The following is a 15969-nucleotide window of genomic DNA, read 5'->3' on the forward strand; positions in this document are numbered from 1 at the left end:
AAACAAGCAATGACCAAACAACTTCAAGACGCATACATCGTCGCCGCGAGCCGCACGCCAATCGGCAAGGCGCCGCGCGGCGTGTTCAGGAACACGCGCCCGGACGAACTGCTCGTCCACGCGATTCAGTCGGCTGTCGCGCAAGTGCCGGGGCTCGATACGAGCGTGATCGAGGACGCGATCGTCGGCTGCGCGATTCCCGAAGCCGAGCAAGGCTTGAACGTCGCGCGCATGGGCGCGTTGCTGTCGGGCTTGCCGAACACGGTCGGCGGCGTCACGGTGAACCGCTTCTGCGCGTCGGGTCTCACGGCGCTCGCGATGGCGGCGGACCGCATTCGCGTCGGCGAAGCGGATGCGATGATCGCCGGCGGCTGCGAATCGATGAGCATGGTGCCGATGATGGGCAACAAGCCGTCGCTGTCGCCGCATATCTTCGATCGCAATGAAGACGTCGGCATCGCCTACGGCATGGGATTGACGGCGGAGAGAGTCGCGGAACGCTGGAAGGTGAGCCGCGAGGCGCAAGATGCGTTCGCGGTGGAGTCGCATCGCCGTGCGCTGGCGGCGCAGCAGTCGGGCGAATTCGCCGATGAAATCGCGGCGTACACGCTCAACGAGCGCTTCCCGGATCTCGCATCGGGCGAAGTGCGCGTGAACGCGCGCGCGATCGCGCTCGACGAAGGTCCGCGCGCGGACACGACGATCGAAGGTCTCGCGAAACTGCGTCCCGTGTTCGCGAACAAGGGCTCGGTCACGGCCGGCAACAGCTCGCAGACGTCGGATGGCGCGGGCGCGCTGATCGTCGTGTCGGAAAAGATGCTGAAGCAGTTCAACCTGACGCCGCTCGCGCGCTTCGTCAGCTTCGCGGTGCGCGGCGTGCCGCCGGAAATCATGGGCATCGGCCCGAAGGAAGCGATTCCGGCCGCGCTGAAGGCCGCGGGTCTGAAGCAGGACGACATCGACTGGATCGAGCTGAACGAAGCGTTCGCGGCGCAGGCGCTCGCGGTGATCGGCGACCTCGGGCTGGATGCGTCGAAGGTCAATCCGCTCGGCGGCGCGATCGCGCTCGGCCATCCGCTCGGCGCGACGGGCGCGATTCGCGCTTCGACGGTCGTGCACGGACTGCGCCGGCGCAAGCTGAAGTACGGCATGGTGACGATGTGCGTCGGCACCGGCATGGGCGCGGCGGGCATCATCGAGCGGCTTTGATCCATGCGCGTCCACGCGTCGCGAAGGCGCGTGGATTGCGCCAAAGGAGACAACGTATGGAAATTCAGATCGAACGCGCGGATGGCGTGCTGAGCATCGTGCTCAATCGTCCCGAGAAGAAGAACGCGATCACCGCGGCGATGTATCAGGAAATGGCCGACGGACTCTACGAAGCCGAGATGGACCCGAGCGTGCGCGCGGTGCTGATCCGCGCCGTCGGCACGACGTTCAGCGCGGGCAATGATCTCGACGACTTCCTGAAGGATCCGCCCAAAGGCTCCGACGCGCCCGTGTTTCAGTTTCTGCGGCGTATCAGCGGTTTTCCGAAGCCGATCGTGGCGGCGGTGGCGGGCACGGCGGTGGGCATCGGCACGACGATGCTCCTGCATTGCGACATCGTCTATGCGAGCCCGGGCGCGAAGTTTTCAGTGCCGTTTGCACAGTTGGGACTGTGTCCGGAAGCCGCGTCGAGTTTGTTGTTGCCGCGCACGGCGGGCTATCAGCGCGCGGCGGAAAAGCTCTTGCTGGGCGAGGCGTTCGACGTGAACGAAGCGATCGGCATGGGTTTCGTGAACGGCGCGATCGATGCCGCCGAACTCGATGCCTACGCGTTCGACAAGGCGAAGCGGCTGGCGATGCTGCCGGCGTCGTCGCTGCGGGTGACCAAGTCGCTGATGAAAGGCGCGCAAGCCAGCGAAGTGGCCGCACGCATCGATGAGGAAGCCGCGCACTTCGCGCGCCTGCTCGTCGCGCCGGAAGCGCGCGAGGCGTTTCAGGCGTTCTTCGACAAGCGCAAGCCGAACTTCAGCCAGTTCGAATGAGCGGCGTCATTCCACGTCGTATTCGACGAAGCTGTTCTCGCGCGCGAAGCTGACGAGCCGCAGGCCCGCCTGCTTCGCAATCGCGATGGCGAGGGATGTGGGCGCGGAAATCGTCGCGATCATCGGCACGCCGACGCGCGCCGACTTGCGCACGAGCTCGTAGCTCGCGCGGCTCGACAGGAACACGAAGCCTTGAGTCGCGTCCTCGCGCCTGAGAATCAACTGACCGATGAGCTTGTCGAGCGCGTTATGCCGCCCGACATCTTCGAACGCGTAGCGCACGGCGCCGGTTTCATCGCACCAGGCGGCGGCGTGCAGGCCGCCCGTCAGCTTCGTCAACCGTTGATAGGCGGGCAATTCGCGCGCGGCGCGCTCGATCGCATCGGATGCGAGGCGCGCGAGAAAGCCCGTGTCCGGCACGCGTTCGGGCTGAAGATCCAGCAAGTCGATGCTCTCGATGCCGCACACGCCGCAACCCGTGCGGCCCGCCAGCGCGCGCCGCTTGTCCTTGAGCGCCGCGAACGCCTGCTGCACGACCTGCAGATGCACTTCGGCATGCGGCAAGGCGACGCCGTCGTCGCGGAAATAGACTTCGATGTCGTGGATATCGCTGCCGCGTTCGACGATGCCTTCCGTCAGGGAAAAGCCCACGGCGAAGGCTTCGAGATCGCGCGGGGTGCACATCATCACCGCATGCGAGATGCCGTTGAACACGAGCGCGACGGGCCATTCCTGACCGACGTGATCCGCCGCGATCGTGCTTTCGCCTTTGCGATGCCGGCGCACCTGGCGCTCGACGAAGCCGGGTTGATCGTCGGTTTCGAGTTGATTCACTTTTGCTGCTCCAGACCGGTTCTTCAAGTAAAGTCGGGTACGTGACTTGCTGCCCGTTCTTGCTGTTCGCGTGCGTGATCGTGCGGAGCAGCGGCTCGCCAGCAATGGTTCCAGCCAGATCCAAGGCCCTACAATAACTTAAGGTGGCGTTGCGCGTCGCGCACCCCCTCAATCCAACGAGGCTTGTTATGGGACTCTATGACGCCGCGCGTCTTTTCGAATTCGAAGTCGAATCTTCTGACAATCTGCGCTTCCTACCGCTTGCCGTGCGCTTTAATCTCGACCGCTTCGGCATGCGCATCACGCTCGATCAATGGCAGCAGCTTCCCCATGCGGATCGTGTGCTGCTCGCGCGCTTTCCCGTCGAAGACGATGCCGAACTCGAGAAGAACTTCGACCTCGCGCTCGAAGAGATGATGAAGACGCACGCCAACGCAGCGCCGGAGCAGATCGAGCGCGATCCCGAACCCGTGTGGGCGCATGCCGACGCCGTGCCCGAAGCCGTGATCCGGCAAAGCAGCCTGTGCGGCGTGAGCGCCCCGAGCCTCGATCGCTGGGGCGCTCTCGACCGTTTCCAGCGTTACGCGCTCGCGAAACTCTCGCGCAACACGGACAAGGTCAATCACGACTTCCTGCCCGCGATGCGAGAGTTCGGGCTTGCCGAGTGAGCGCAGTAGTGCGCAAACGTTAAGCGTCCGCTTTCTTCGGATTATTTGCAGGCCAGCCCTAAATATGGGGCGAGCGGTGCCGTTATTGGGCGTTATCCATTAATCGCGGTGTGGACGAGATGCACGCCGCGCATTCGCGTGGACGCGCCTGCCTTCGATGCGCGTCCGATGCGCACCAAAGGATTCGCCCGCCGCTCATGACTCGATTCCTTTCCAGGGGTTTGCTCGTCAACATCGCTGTCGTATTGGCCGCGCTCGGCGCGAATGCGTTCGTCGCGTGTGAACGCATCGGCGGATTGCGCGACAGCGACGCACGCATGCTGCGCTCGATGAGCCTCCTGCGCGATCTCGCGGCCTATCGCGGCTCGCTCGGCGAATCGCTCACGCAACTGGGCCGCTTCGAAGCGACCGGTATCGCCGACACCGAAGCGCGCCATCAGGAGCGCGTGGCGCATCTCGACGCGCTCGAAAGCGGCCTGCGCGCGCAGTTCGCGATGGAGCCCGGCATGAGCGCCGCGTTCGATGCGCTCACCAGGCGCGCCGCCGCGATGCGCCGCGATGCCGATCGCGCGTTCGAGCAGGCGAAGACCGCCCAACCCGACGACTCGCGCGCCTGGGCCGATGCCGCGTTCGTCACGCTCGGCGAAGACCAGCAGGCCGTGGACGAGGAACTCGCGGTCGTGCGCACTCGGATCGACAACGCGACGGTCACCGCGCTCGACGGGTCCGCGCAGGCATCGAGCGGCACGATGCTGCTGCTCGTCTTCACGATGCTCGCGGGCAGCGGCGTGCTCATCTATCTGTTCGCGAGCCACGAGCGGCAGTCGCGTGAAAAGCTCGGCGTCGTGCGCGCGCGGCAACGCAGCAACGAGCGCTTTCGCGGCATGTTCGAGGCGCATCCGGTGCCGATGTGGATCGTCGATCGCGAAACGATGCGCTTCATCGCCGTGAATCCGGCGGCGATCGAACGCTTCGGCTTCAACGAGCCGGAGTTCATGAACATGACGCTGCGCGATCTGCATCATGCCGACGACTTCGACAGCTTCGCCGCCCGTCTCGCGCGCAGCGGCGCCGAAGCGGGCGACCGGCCGATGTCGGCGATGTCGGGGCAAGGACCGGCGGGCGTGTGGCGTTATCGCTGCAAGGATGGCGCGATCGTCAGCGCCGACGTGTCGCATCACGCGCTCGCGTATTCGAACCGGCCGGGCATCTTCATGCTGGCGAACGACGTCACGGACCGCATCAACGCGGAAGCGGAAGCGCGGCGCTCGAACGAGATGCTCGAAGCGGTCATCGACAATATTCCGCAGCGTGTGTTCTGGAAGGACCGCGAGCTGCGCTATCTCGGCTGCAACAACGCGTTCGCGCGCGATGCGGGTCTTGCGTACAACGAGCAGGTCATCGGCAAGACGGATTACGAGCTGCCATGGAGCGCGCTCGCGGATATCGTGCGCGCCGACGACGAGGAGGTAATCGTCACTACCGTGCCGAAGATGCATCACGAGCGCGATATCGTAATGGGCGATCAGCTGCGCACGGTCGTGTCCAGCAAGCTGCCGCTGCTCGACGGCGAAGGCGAGACGATCGGCGTACTCGGCTCCTATCACGACGTCACCGATCACAAGCGCGCCGAGCTCGCGCTGCGTCTGCAAAGCCGCGCGCTCGATGCCAGCGTCAACGCGATTCTGATCACGGGCGTCGTCGACGGCGCGAACGTCATCGAATATGCGAATCCGGCGTTCAAGCGCATCACCGGCTACGACCCGAGCGAGGTCATCGGACATGATTGCCGCTTTTTGCATGGCCCGGACGGTGATCAGGACGGACTCACATCGATTCGCCGCGCGCTTGCCGTGAACACGGAAGCAAGCGTCGTGGTGCGCAACTATCGCAAGGACGGCGCGCTCTTCTGGAATCAGCTTTTCGTCGCGCCCGTGCCGAACGCGCAGGGACTGACCACTCATCACATCGGCATCATCAACGACGTGACCGACCTGATGCGCTATCAGGAAGAGCTCGAATATCAGGCGAATTACGACACGCTCACGCGCCTGCCCAACCGCAATCTGCTGAAGGATCGGCTTCAGCATGCGATCGAGGCGGCGCGGCGGCGCGAGACGAAGATCGCCGTCGTATTCATGGATCTCGATGGCTTCAAGAACGTCAACGACAGTCTCGGCCACAGTGTCGGCGACCGGCTGCTCGCGGTGATCGCGGAGCGGCTCGCGCGCTCGGCGCGGTCGAGCGATACGGTCGCGCGTCACGGCGGCGACGAGTTCGTCGTCGTGCTGCCCGATCTCACCGACGAAGCCGGCCTGATCGCGTGGATGGAGCGCACGCGCGCGGCGATTTCGGAACCGGTATGGCTCGACGACACCGAACTGTATGTTGGTTGCAGCATGGGCGCGAGCCTCTTCCCGCAAGATGGCGACGACGCCGAAACCGTCATGAAGAAGGCCGATCTCGCGATGTACCGCGCGAAGGACATGGGCCGCAACACGTACCAGTTCTATCAGCCGGAGATGAACGCGAGCGTCGGCGCGCGCATGAATCTCGAACGCCGCTTGCGGCGCGCGCTGCGCGACGGCGAGTTCCTGCTGCACTATCAGCCGCAGGTGGACATGAACTCGCGTCAGATCGTCGGCATCGAAGCGCTCGTGCGCTGGTGCGATCCGGAACAAGGGCTCGTGTCGCCGGCGTCGTTCATTCCGGTGGCGGAAGAGAGCGGGCTGATCGGGCCGCTGTCGGAGTGGGTGCTGCGCGAGGCGTGCCGCCAGAACAAGGCCTGGCAGGATGCCGGGCTGCCGCCGGCGCGCGTGTCGGTGAATCTGTCGGCGCGGCATTTCCAGCAGCGCGACATCGCGCGGCTCGTGACGTCCGTGCTCGAAGAAACGGGGCTGGAGCCGCGCTATCTCGAACTCGAACTCACGGAAAGCGCGATCATGCGCAACGCCGAGGAAGCCATCACGATGCTTTCCGAGCTATCGGCGCTGGGTATCGGCATTGCTATCGACGACTTCGGCACCGGCTATTCGAGCCTTTCGTATCTGAAGCGCTTTCCGGTGCATCGGCTGAAGATCGATCGCTCGTTCGTCGCGGATATCGGCGCGTCGAGCGACGATGAAACCATCACGGCGGCGATCATCGCGCTCGCGCATTCGCTGGAACTGCAGGTGATCGCGGAAGGCGTGGAGACGCACGCGCAGCACGACTTCCTGCGCGAACGCGACTGCGACGAGATGCAAGGCTACCTGTTCTCACGCCCGATGCCGCACGAGGCGATTCCGGGCCTGTTGCAGCGAGGCGTGCTGCCTCACTGAATCCGCGTGCTCAGTCGAGCGACGGCAGCACGCGCGGACGGCGGTCGCGGTCCGTCGCGACATAGGTGAGCGTGGCTTCCGTCACCTTGACGAGTTCTTCCGCGAGGCTCATGCGCTGCGCCCAGACCTCGACCGATACCGTGACGGACGTATTGCCCGTCTTCACGATATCGGCGTAGAAGCTCAAAAGGTCGCCGACGAACACCGGATGCTTGAACAGAAACGAATTCACCGCGACGGTCGCGACGCGGCCATTCGCGCGGCGGCTCGCGGGGATGGAGCCGGCGATATCGACCTGCGCCATGATCCATCCGCCGAAGACGTCGCCGTGAACGTTGGCGTCGCTGGGCTGCGGCACGACGCGCAGCGCGACGTGCTTTTCGGGAAGTGTCGATTGATCGGCCATGAAAGATGTCCCGGTTTGCAAGGCGCAAGCGTTGGCTCGCGGCGCCAAGCGGCCCCTCGAACCTTCTGCGACAATGCTTATTTGTGAAGAGCCCATCGGCGCGAGGCAATGACTCGATAACGCCAAGGCTCGCAGTAAATTGTACGGGAAGCATGCATCAGACGTGCTCCCCCTTCGACTATAAGCGTCCCCGACGCCGCGCCCCAACGCGACGCGCTCACACAATACGACTCATGCGCCGCTACTCCAACAGCGAGCCCGCCCCGATGGCCCAGGGTCCGCGCAACGACTGGCAGACGATCCGCTCGCTGCTGCCTTATCTCACCACGTACAAATGGCGCGTCGCGTTCGCGCTGACTTGCCTGATCGGCGCGAAGGTCGCGAACCTCGGCGTGCCGATCGTGATGAAGCGCATCGTCGATGGCCTGGCGTCCGTGCAGCATCTCACCGCGCTCGGACGCGCGACCGATGCGCCGGGCATCGTGCTGATCGGCGGCATCGGGCTGCTCGTGATCGCGTATGCGGCCGCGCGGCTGTCGACCTCGCTTTTCACCGAGCTGCGCGAACTGCTCTTCGCCAAGGTCACCGAAAGCGCGGTTCGGCAACTTGCGCTGCAGGTGTTTCGTCATCTGCATTCGCTGTCGCTGCGCTTTCATCTGGAGCGGCAGACGGGCGGCATGTCGCGCGACATCGAGCGCGGCACGCGCGGCATCCAGCAACTCGTTTCCTATTCGCTCTACAGCATCCTGCCGACGCTCGTCGAAGTCGGACTCGTGCTCGCGTTCTTCGTGACGAAATACGAAGCGTATTACGCGATCGTCACGTTCATCGCGCTCGTCACGTATATCGTGTTCACGGTGAAAGTGACCGAGTGGCGCACGCACTTTCGCCGCACGATGAACGATCTCGATTCGAAGGCGAACTCGCGGGCGATCGATTCGCTGCTCAACTACGAGACCGTGAAGTATTTCGGCAACGAAGCGTGGGAAGCGCGCCGTTACGATGAGAACCTGCAGCGTTATCGGGCGGCTGCGATCAAGTCGCAGCGCTCGCTGTCGATGCTGAACTTCGGGCAGCAGACGATCATCGGCGTCGGGCTCGTGTTCATTCTGTGGCGCGCCACTCAAGGCGTGATGGCGGGCCGTCTCACGCTCGGCGATCTCGTGCTCATCAACACGTTCATGCTGCAGCTCTATATCCCGCTGAATTTCCTCGGCGTGGTGTATCGCGAGCTGAAGCAGGCGCTGACCGACATGGACCGCATGTTCACGCTGCTCGGCGCGGGCCGCGAAGTGCCCGATGCGCCGAACGCGCTGCCGCTCGCCGTGCGCGGCGGCGAAGTGCGTTTCGTGAACGTGAGCTTCGCGTATGAAAAGGCGCGGCAGATTCTGCACGGCGTCGATTTCACGATTCCAGCAGGAACGACGACGGCCGTGGTCGGGCACAGCGGTTCGGGCAAATCGACGCTCGGGCGGTTGCTCTTTCGTTTCTACGATCTCGATCGCGCGCAGGGCGGGGGCATCGAGATCGACGGGCAGGACATTCGCGACGTGACGCAGGATTCGTTGCGTGCGGCGATCGGCATCGTGCCGCAGGACACCGTGCTGTTCAACGACTCGATCTACTACAACATCGCGTACGGGCGGCCGTCCGCGAGCCGCGAGGAAGTCATCGCGGCGGCGCGCGCGGCGCATATCCACGAGTTCATCGAGGCGCTGCCGGCGGGTTACGACACGGCGGTCGGCGAGCGCGGACTAAAGTTGTCGGGCGGCGAGAAGCAGCGCGTGGCGATCGCCCGAACGTTGCTCAAGAACCCGCCCATTTTGATCTTCGACGAAGCCACGTCCGCGCTCGATTCGAAATCCGAGCGCGCGATCCAGCGCGAACTCGATTCGATCGCGCGTGAAAGGACGACGCTCATCATCGCGCATCGGCTGTCGACGGTCGTGCATGCGCAGCAGATCATCGTGATGGATCACGGGCGCATCGTGGAGCGGGGCACGCATGCGGAATTGTTGAGCGCGGGCGGTTTGTTCGCGCAGATGTGGGCGTTGCAGCAGCAGAGGGCGGGCGAGGCGCACGACAGTGCCGCGACCGAGGACGCGCATACCGCGGGCGCGTAGAACGGTCGCGGTGCACGGTTCGCTGCTTACGGATGGTTGTTCGAATACCAGTACCGAAGCTCGAATGCCGCGCCCAGCGCGATATTCTGCTGCAGATAATACTGCTCGCGGTTCATCAGCTCAGTGGGATCGGCTGCGGAGCAGCACTTCCAGTTGATGGTCGTGAACTGTTCGACGTTCATGCCGATATTCGTGAAGGGAAAAAGTCCTTTCACGAAGACATACCAGCTCGCGGCGTCCTCCTTCGTCATCCGCGGATAGAAGCTCGCCATCGAGCCGACGTGGTCTTGCATATGCAGCCAGAGCGGTCCGCCATTGTTCGCCTGATATGCGTTATACGGACGCACGCCCGAGCGAACGTTATTGAAGAATGTCTTGAGGTTGGTCTCCAACACGGTCTTGTCGGCCGCGCCCACGTTGTCAGGCAGCGCCTGGAAGCCGGGCGACCAGATGAACGCACGGTTGGGAGCCACCGTCGACAGATCCTCGACGTGCTGGATCATGAACGCCTCGTAGCCTTGTTCGACCGCCGGATCGGCGAACGCTTCGAGCAGCGCTTCCTGAGTGACATACCAGTGATAGACCACCTTCGGATTGTTCGACTTGCTCACATAGTCCTGAAAGGCTTGGGCGACCTTCAGCGAGCGCTGCAGCATGTTCGTGCGGAAGTTCGGATCCTTGATTCCATCGCGATACGTGATCCATTTATCGTCCGTACCCGCGGGCTTCGCGCCGTTCAGATCGACCGTGCCGACGAAGACGTTGTCGAAATTGCATAGCCCGTTGCCGCCCGGAAAGTAAGGCAGCAATGCGTCGATCCTGTCGGTCAACAGGACGTCGTTCGCCGTCGGCGTGGTTTCCAGCGGGGAAGCGTCTGGATCGGCGGAAGCGACATCCATCAGCACGAGGTTCTGAATGAGCCCAGGCTTCGCGCGATCGCGATGCTCCGCGCAGATGTAGTCCATCTTCGAAACCAGATCGCTTGTCGACGTGCCCCAGCTCGCAACCTGGATCATGATGCTCTTGGGTTGACCTCCGGTCGTGGCCGGTGCGGCCGAAGCGTTGCCTGAGCAAACGGAAACAAGCATCGCGACGAGTGCCGCGATGCGTAAAGTTTTGACGATGCGCACTTGATTTGATTCGCCTCTTGAAGATTGGTTGGCAGCGAACGAGCACCGGATGCGGGCCTGTTCGCTGCATCAACCAATCTATCCAGAACCAACGAATCACATAAAGAAGAAAACTCCCATCAATATGGATCGCCGGCAGCGAAGCCGTGCGCCGGCCATGATCGGTTGCGTCACTCCATCGCGTGCGCGCCGCCGATAGCCACATCGTCGCGCGACAGCGAAGCCGTCGACGACCAGCGCAGCCACTGGCCGCGCAGCACGAACAACGCGCCGAACGCACACGTCGCGAGCACGCCGAACGTCGCGAAACCCATCTGATAGCTGCCGGTGCTTTCCTTGGCGAGGCCCATGATCACCGGCAGATAGAACCCGCCGATGCCGCCCGCCGCACCGACGATCCCCGACAGCAATCCCGTCTTGCCCTTCCAGCGATGCGGCACGAGCTGGAACGTCGAGCCGTTGCCGAGACCGAACGCGATATACAGGCCGATCAAGATCGCGAGACCGCCCGTGACCGGCGGCATCCAGATCGCGAACGCGAAGTCGCCGATTGCGATCGCGGCGAGCAGCACGAGCAGCGTACGCACGCCCGTCACGCGATCCGCGACATAACCGCCGAACGGCCGCACGATCGCGCCGAGAAACGCGAGCAGCGACATGAATAGCCCGGCTTCGAGCTTCGGCATCTGATAGAGCGACGTGAGCAAGAGCGTCACATACGACGACATCCCGACGAACCCGCCGAACGTAATGCTGTAGATCAGCATGATGACCCACGTGTCGCGCTCGCGGAGCACCGACCGATAGTGCCGCGGCAGCACCGCGATCGCGATGAGCGCGCCGATCACCGGCAAGAGCAGCACGCCGGCCTTGCCGCCGCCGAACACGCCGCCATGCACCGCGAGTACGAGCACGATCAGACTGACGAGCGTCACCGCGAAGCTCGACAGCGCGCGCAGCGTGCTGCCGGTTTTTTCGCCCGCATCCGATGCCCACGCATACAGCGCAACCGCCGTGATCGCGAGCAGCGGCAAGGCGGCCGCCGTCGACATCTGCCAGCCGAAGGCATCGGCGAGATGCGGGAACAGAAAACCATCGAGCACCGCGCCGATGTTGCCGGCCGCGGCGAGACCGAGCACGAGCCCTTGCACTTTCGGCGGATAGTTGCTGCCGGCCATCGGCAGCGCGACGGCGAAGCTCGCGCCACCCATGCCGAGGAACACGCCGAGCACGAGCAGGAGGGCATAAGACGGCACGCCGGGCAAGAGCGGCAGCACGATCGACGGAATCGACGAGAGCACGACGCCCATCAGCGCGACACGCCGCCCATCGGTCGATTGATAGAGATTGCCGAGCGTCACGCGGAGGATGGCCGCGGCGAGCACCGGCACCGCGACGAGAAAGCCCTGCTGCGCGGCGGACATCGTCACTTCGTGGCCGATGAACGGCGCGAGCGGCCCGTACAGCACCCAGACGGTGAAACCCGTGTCGAAATAAAGGAAGCAGGCGAGGAGCGAGCGCCAGTTGCCGCTCTTGAGCGATGCGATCAGATTGGACATTGCGGATTCCGTATGCGCGCGTGCCGCCGGATGAGCACGCGACGGCCCCGAAAACTGCAAGCATCATGCCAATCGAATGCCTGTTTCATCGATGCGTCGCGGCGCCGTGCCTGACGGGATTCGAGGGCGCGGCGCGCGTCACGTCTTCGCTGCAGAAGCACCGCGTCCGTGCGCCACCGCCTGGCGTTGGTGCGCCGCGCCTTCGCGCGGTTCATGCGCCCGCTAGAATGCGGTCTTCGCCTTCAACGCGCCCGGCGGCGCCCGTCGAAATGGAACTGAAATGGCTCGAAGACTTCGTCTCGCTCGCGGAGACGCGCAGCTTTAGCCGCTCCGCCGAACTCAGGCACATCACGCAGCCCGCTTTCTCGCGGCGCATTCAGGCGCTGGAGGCGTGGCTCGGCACGGAGCTCATCGACCGTTCCGTGTATCCGACGCGGCTCACGCAAGCCGGCAACGTGTTCTACGAGCAGGCGCTCGCGATGCTCTCGCAGTTCCACGAGGCGCGCACGCTGCTGCGCGGGCAGGGCGGGGTGCCGTCGGCGACAATCGAATTCGCCGTGCCGCATACGCTTTCGCTCACGTACTTTCCGCGCTGGCTCGAACACATCGAGGCGCGGCTCGGACGCATTCGCACGCGGCTGCGCGCGTTGAACGTACACGATGCGGTGCTCTCGCTCGTCGAAGGCGGCTGCGATCTCGTGATGGGCTATCACCATCCGAGTCATCCGGTGGCGCTCGATCCCGCGCGCTACGACATGCTCACGCTCGGAATCGAGCCGATCAGCCCGTTCTCGTCGGTCACCAAAGGCGGACGCGCGCGCTTCACGCTGCCCGCGACGGCCGAATCGCCGGTGCCGTATCTGTCGTACACGCCTAATGCGTATCTCGGCCGCATGACCGAGGTGATCATCGCGACCGCGCCCACGCGACTCTATCTCGACAAGGTCTATGAAACCGATATGGCCGAGGGTCTGAAAGCGATGGCGCTCGCGGGCCACGGCGTCGCGTTTCTGCCGCACAGCGCCGTCGAGGACGCGGTGGAAGAAGGGCGGCTCGTTCGCCTCGATCGCGGCACGCGCGGCACGCCCGCCGGCCAGTTCACGCTGACGATGGACATCCGGCTCTATCGGGACAAACTCGCCGCGACCGGTGAGGAACCGCGTCAGGCGTTGATGCGCGCGCTCTGGAACGCGGTCGGCGAGGAATTGCAGAAGGCATCGCCGGAAAAGCCCGCCGCGTAAGGCTCTTTGACGTTATGCAGAAATTGCATGATCGGATAAGGAAACGGCATTGGATTTGGAAACGCCGTTTTTCGACAATGGGCGAATTCCTTCACCGCTGGAGCCTCAATGTCTGCCTCGAAGCAATCTGTGCAAGCGCCGGACGCAAAACATGCCATTCCGTCGTATCTCCACGCCGACGATCTCGGACCTTGGGGAAACTATCTGCAGCAGGTCGATCGCGTCGCCCCGTATCTCGGTTCTCTCTCCCGCTGGCTCGAAACGCTCAAGCGCCCCAAGCGCATTCTCGTCGTCGATTGCCCGATCGAACTCGATAACGGCACCGTCGCGCACTTCGAAGGCTATCGCGTGCAGCACAATACGTCGCGCGGTCCCGGCAAGGGCGGCGTGCGTTATCACCAGGAAGTGACGCTCTCCGAAGTGATGGCGCTGTCCGCGTGGATGTCGGTGAAGAACGCGGCCGTCAACGTGCCGTACGGCGGCGCGAAGGGCGGTATCCGTGTCGATCCGCGCACGCTGTCGCGCGGCGAACTCGAGCGCGTGACGCGTCGCTACACCAGCGAGATCGGCATCATCATCGGGCCGAACACGGACATTCCCGCGCCGGACGTGAACACGAACGAGCAGATCATGGCGTGGATGATGGACACCTACTCCATGAACCAGGGCCAGACGGCCACGGGCGTCGTCACCGGCAAGCCGATTTCGCTGGGCGGCTCGCTCGGCCGCAAGGAAGCGACGGGACGCGGCGTGTTCGTCGTCGGCACGGAAGCGGCGCGGCGCATCGGCGTGGAGATCGAAGGCGCGCGCATCGCGGTGCAGGGCTTCGGCAACGTCGGCGGCATCGCGGCGAAGCTGTTCCAGGAAGCGGGCGCGAAGGTCATCGCCGTGCAGGATCACACGGGCACGATCCACAACTCGAAGGGCATCGACACCATCGCGCTGCTCGATCACGTCGCGAAGAACGGCGGCGTGGGCGGCTTCGCGGGCGCGGACCCGGTGCAGGCGGACGAGTTCTGGATGATCGAAAGCGACATCCTGATTCCGGCCGCGCTGGAAAATCAGATTACCGAGAAGAACGCAGGGAAGATTCGCACGAAGATCGTCGTCGAAGGCGCGAACGGTCCGACCACGACCGCGGCGGACGACATCCTGACCGACAAGGGCGTCCTCGTCATTCCCGACGTGATCGCGAATGCGGGCGGCGTGACCGTGTCGTACTTTGAATGGGTGCAGGACTTCTCCAGCTTCTTCTGGACCGAGGACGAGATCAATCAGCGTCTCGAGCGCGTGATGCGCGAAGCGTTCGCCGGCGTGTGGCAGGTCGCGAGCGAGCACAAGGTGTCGGTGCGCACGGCTGCGTTCATCGTCGCGTGTACGCGGATTCTGCAGGCGCGCGAAATGCGCGGCCTGTATCCCTGATCCGATGCGCTTCAGTGCGCTTCCGGCGAGCGGTCCGCGATCAGCGGATCGCCATTGCGCCCCTTAAAATGCGGGCGGCATTTCCTCGGGAATGCCGCCCGCATTTGCATGAAAACTACAAGTCGGCGGGCTAGCTGTATTCGGTCAAGCATCTGCGTAAAAACGCCAGTAATATGCGCGCTCGCAGCGAGTTGGCCCGACCGTCTCGGAAATAAGACGACGTGGGTTAACAATCATTCTTTCAGAATAATTACCCTGCTAAACTTGCCGCGGTTTTTCGCCACAGGAGATCGAACACATGAAGGTTAAAAAGGCTGCGCTTCTCGTCGCCGCGCTGGGCTTCATCGCAACGAGCGCTTACGCTCAGGACGCCGGCACGCTCAAGAAAATCAAGGACACGGGTGTGATCTCGCTGGGGCATCGCGAATCGTCCATTCCGTTTTCCTACTATGACGACAAGCAGAATGTCGTCGGCTACTCGCACGAATTCGCGCTGAAAGTCGTGGAAGCGGTCAAGCAGAAGCTGGGCATGCAGGACCTGAAGGTGAAGCTCACGCCGATCACCTCGCAAAACCGCATTCCGCTCGTGCAGAACGGCACCGTGGATATCGAGTGCGGCTCGACCACGAACAACGCCGAGCGCCAGCAGCAAGTTTCCTTCTCGAACACGATCTTCGTGATCGGCACGCGCCTCATGACCAAGAAGGATTCCGGCGTGAAGGACTGGGCCGACCTGAAGGGCAAGACCGTCGTGACGACCGCCGGCACCACGTCCGAGCGCCTGCTTCGCAAGATGAATCAGGACAAGAACATGGGCATGAACATCATCAGCGCGAAGGATCACGGCGAGTCGTTCCTGACGCTGTCGACGGGCCGCGCCGTCGCGTTCATGATGGACGATGCGCTGCTCGCCGGCGAGCGCGCCAAGTCGAACAACCCGAACGATTTCGTGATCGTGGGTGCGCCGCAATCGCATGAAGCGTACGGCTGCATGATCCGCAAGAACGATCCGGAGTTCAAGAAGGTCGTCGACGACGCGATCGCCAAGGTCGAAACGTCCGGCGATGCGGCCAAGATCTACAAGAAGTGGTTCGAAAGCCCGATCCCGCCGAAGGGTCTCAACCTCAACTTCCCTGAAAGTGACGACATGAAGGCTCTCTACAAGAGCCCGAATGACAAGGCAATCGACTAACCGGTTCGGATAATCGAACAGACGAAACGGAAGGAGCTTGCTTC

At 63.6% G+C, this 15969-nt stretch carries 12 protein-coding genes; 8 read left to right on the plus strand and 4 right to left on the minus strand.

Features of this window, described 5'->3' with window-relative positions:
• Positions 1–9 precede the first annotated feature (9 nt).
• Positions 10–1209 carry an acetyl-CoA C-acyltransferase gene (locus tag AWB75_RS27255; protein WP_061127142.1) on the plus strand — a complete coding sequence of 400 codons (1200 nt, stop codon included), beginning with the start codon at positions 10–12 and terminating at the stop codon, positions 1207–1209.
• Between the two features lie 56 nt (positions 1210–1265).
• Entirely contained in the window at positions 1266–2030 is a 765-nt protein-coding gene (locus AWB75_RS27260) for an enoyl-CoA hydratase (RefSeq protein WP_061127143.1), read from the plus strand.
• Between the two features lie 6 nt (positions 2031–2036).
• Here AWB75_RS27260 and fdhD read toward each other — a convergent pair whose 3' ends face one another.
• On the minus strand, positions 2037–2864 hold the full coding sequence (fdhD, locus tag AWB75_RS27265) for a formate dehydrogenase accessory sulfurtransferase FdhD (RefSeq protein ID WP_061127144.1): 828 nt from the start codon (positions 2862–2864) through the stop codon (positions 2037–2039).
• 188 nt (positions 2865–3052) lie between these two features.
• Between fdhD and AWB75_RS27270 the strand changes: the two genes are divergently transcribed.
• Both AWB75_RS27270 and AWB75_RS27275 read left to right on the plus strand, forming a co-directional pair.
• A complete protein-coding gene (locus tag AWB75_RS27270) occupies positions 3053–3532 on the plus strand; it encodes a nitrate reductase associated protein (protein ID WP_061127145.1) in 480 nt (159 codons plus the stop codon).
• Between the two features lie 197 nt (positions 3533–3729).
• Positions 3730–6852: a sensor domain-containing protein gene (locus AWB75_RS27275; protein ID WP_061127146.1), complete on the plus strand. Its 3123-nt coding sequence runs from the start codon at positions 3730–3732 to the stop codon at positions 6850–6852.
• A gap of 10 nt (positions 6853–6862) precedes the next feature.
• Here the strand turns inward: AWB75_RS27275 and AWB75_RS27280 are convergent, their stop codons facing one another.
• Positions 6863–7258 (minus strand): acyl-CoA thioesterase, encoded by a 396-nt coding sequence (locus tag AWB75_RS27280; protein ID WP_061127147.1) that lies wholly within the window; start codon positions 7256–7258, stop codon positions 6863–6865.
• Between the two features lie 233 nt (positions 7259–7491).
• Here AWB75_RS27280 and AWB75_RS27285 point away from each other — a divergent pair, with 233 nt between their 5' ends.
• The gene (locus tag AWB75_RS27285; RefSeq protein WP_061127148.1) at positions 7492–9381 is read left to right on the plus strand and encodes an ABCB family ABC transporter ATP-binding protein/permease; all 1890 of its coding nucleotides are present in this window, start codon (positions 7492–7494) and stop codon (positions 9379–9381) included.
• Between the two features lie 26 nt (positions 9382–9407).
• Here AWB75_RS27285 and AWB75_RS27290 read toward each other — a convergent pair whose 3' ends face one another.
• Both AWB75_RS27290 and AWB75_RS27295 read right to left on the minus strand, forming a co-directional pair.
• Positions 9408–10397: a hypothetical protein gene (locus tag AWB75_RS27290; protein ID WP_143746512.1), complete on the minus strand. Its 990-nt coding sequence runs from the start codon at positions 10395–10397 to the stop codon at positions 9408–9410.
• Between the two features lie 284 nt (positions 10398–10681).
• Positions 10682–12070 carry an MFS transporter gene (locus AWB75_RS27295; protein WP_061127172.1) on the minus strand — a complete coding sequence of 463 codons (1389 nt, stop codon included), beginning with the start codon at positions 12068–12070 and terminating at the stop codon, positions 10682–10684.
• Positions 12071–12339: 269 nt separating this feature from the next.
• Between AWB75_RS27295 and AWB75_RS27300 the strand changes: the two genes are divergently transcribed.
• From AWB75_RS27300 to AWB75_RS27310, 3 genes are all read left to right on the plus strand, one after another.
• Positions 12340–13311, plus strand: a complete 972-nt coding sequence (locus tag AWB75_RS27300) for a LysR family transcriptional regulator (protein ID WP_061127150.1) — start codon at positions 12340–12342, stop codon at positions 13309–13311.
• Between the two features lie 108 nt (positions 13312–13419).
• Positions 13420–14733 carry a Glu/Leu/Phe/Val family dehydrogenase gene (locus AWB75_RS27305; RefSeq protein ID WP_061127151.1) on the plus strand — a complete coding sequence of 438 codons (1314 nt, stop codon included), beginning with the start codon at positions 13420–13422 and terminating at the stop codon, positions 14731–14733.
• Between the two features lie 298 nt (positions 14734–15031).
• Positions 15032–15925, plus strand: coding sequence for a glutamate/aspartate ABC transporter substrate-binding protein (locus AWB75_RS27310; protein WP_061127152.1), 894 nt, complete (start codon positions 15032–15034; stop codon positions 15923–15925).
• Positions 15926–15969: the final 44 nt, after the last annotated feature.

It is taken from the genome of Caballeronia catudaia (assembly GCF_001544755.2).
GTDB lineage: Bacteria > Pseudomonadota > Gammaproteobacteria > Burkholderiales > Burkholderiaceae > Caballeronia > Caballeronia catudaia.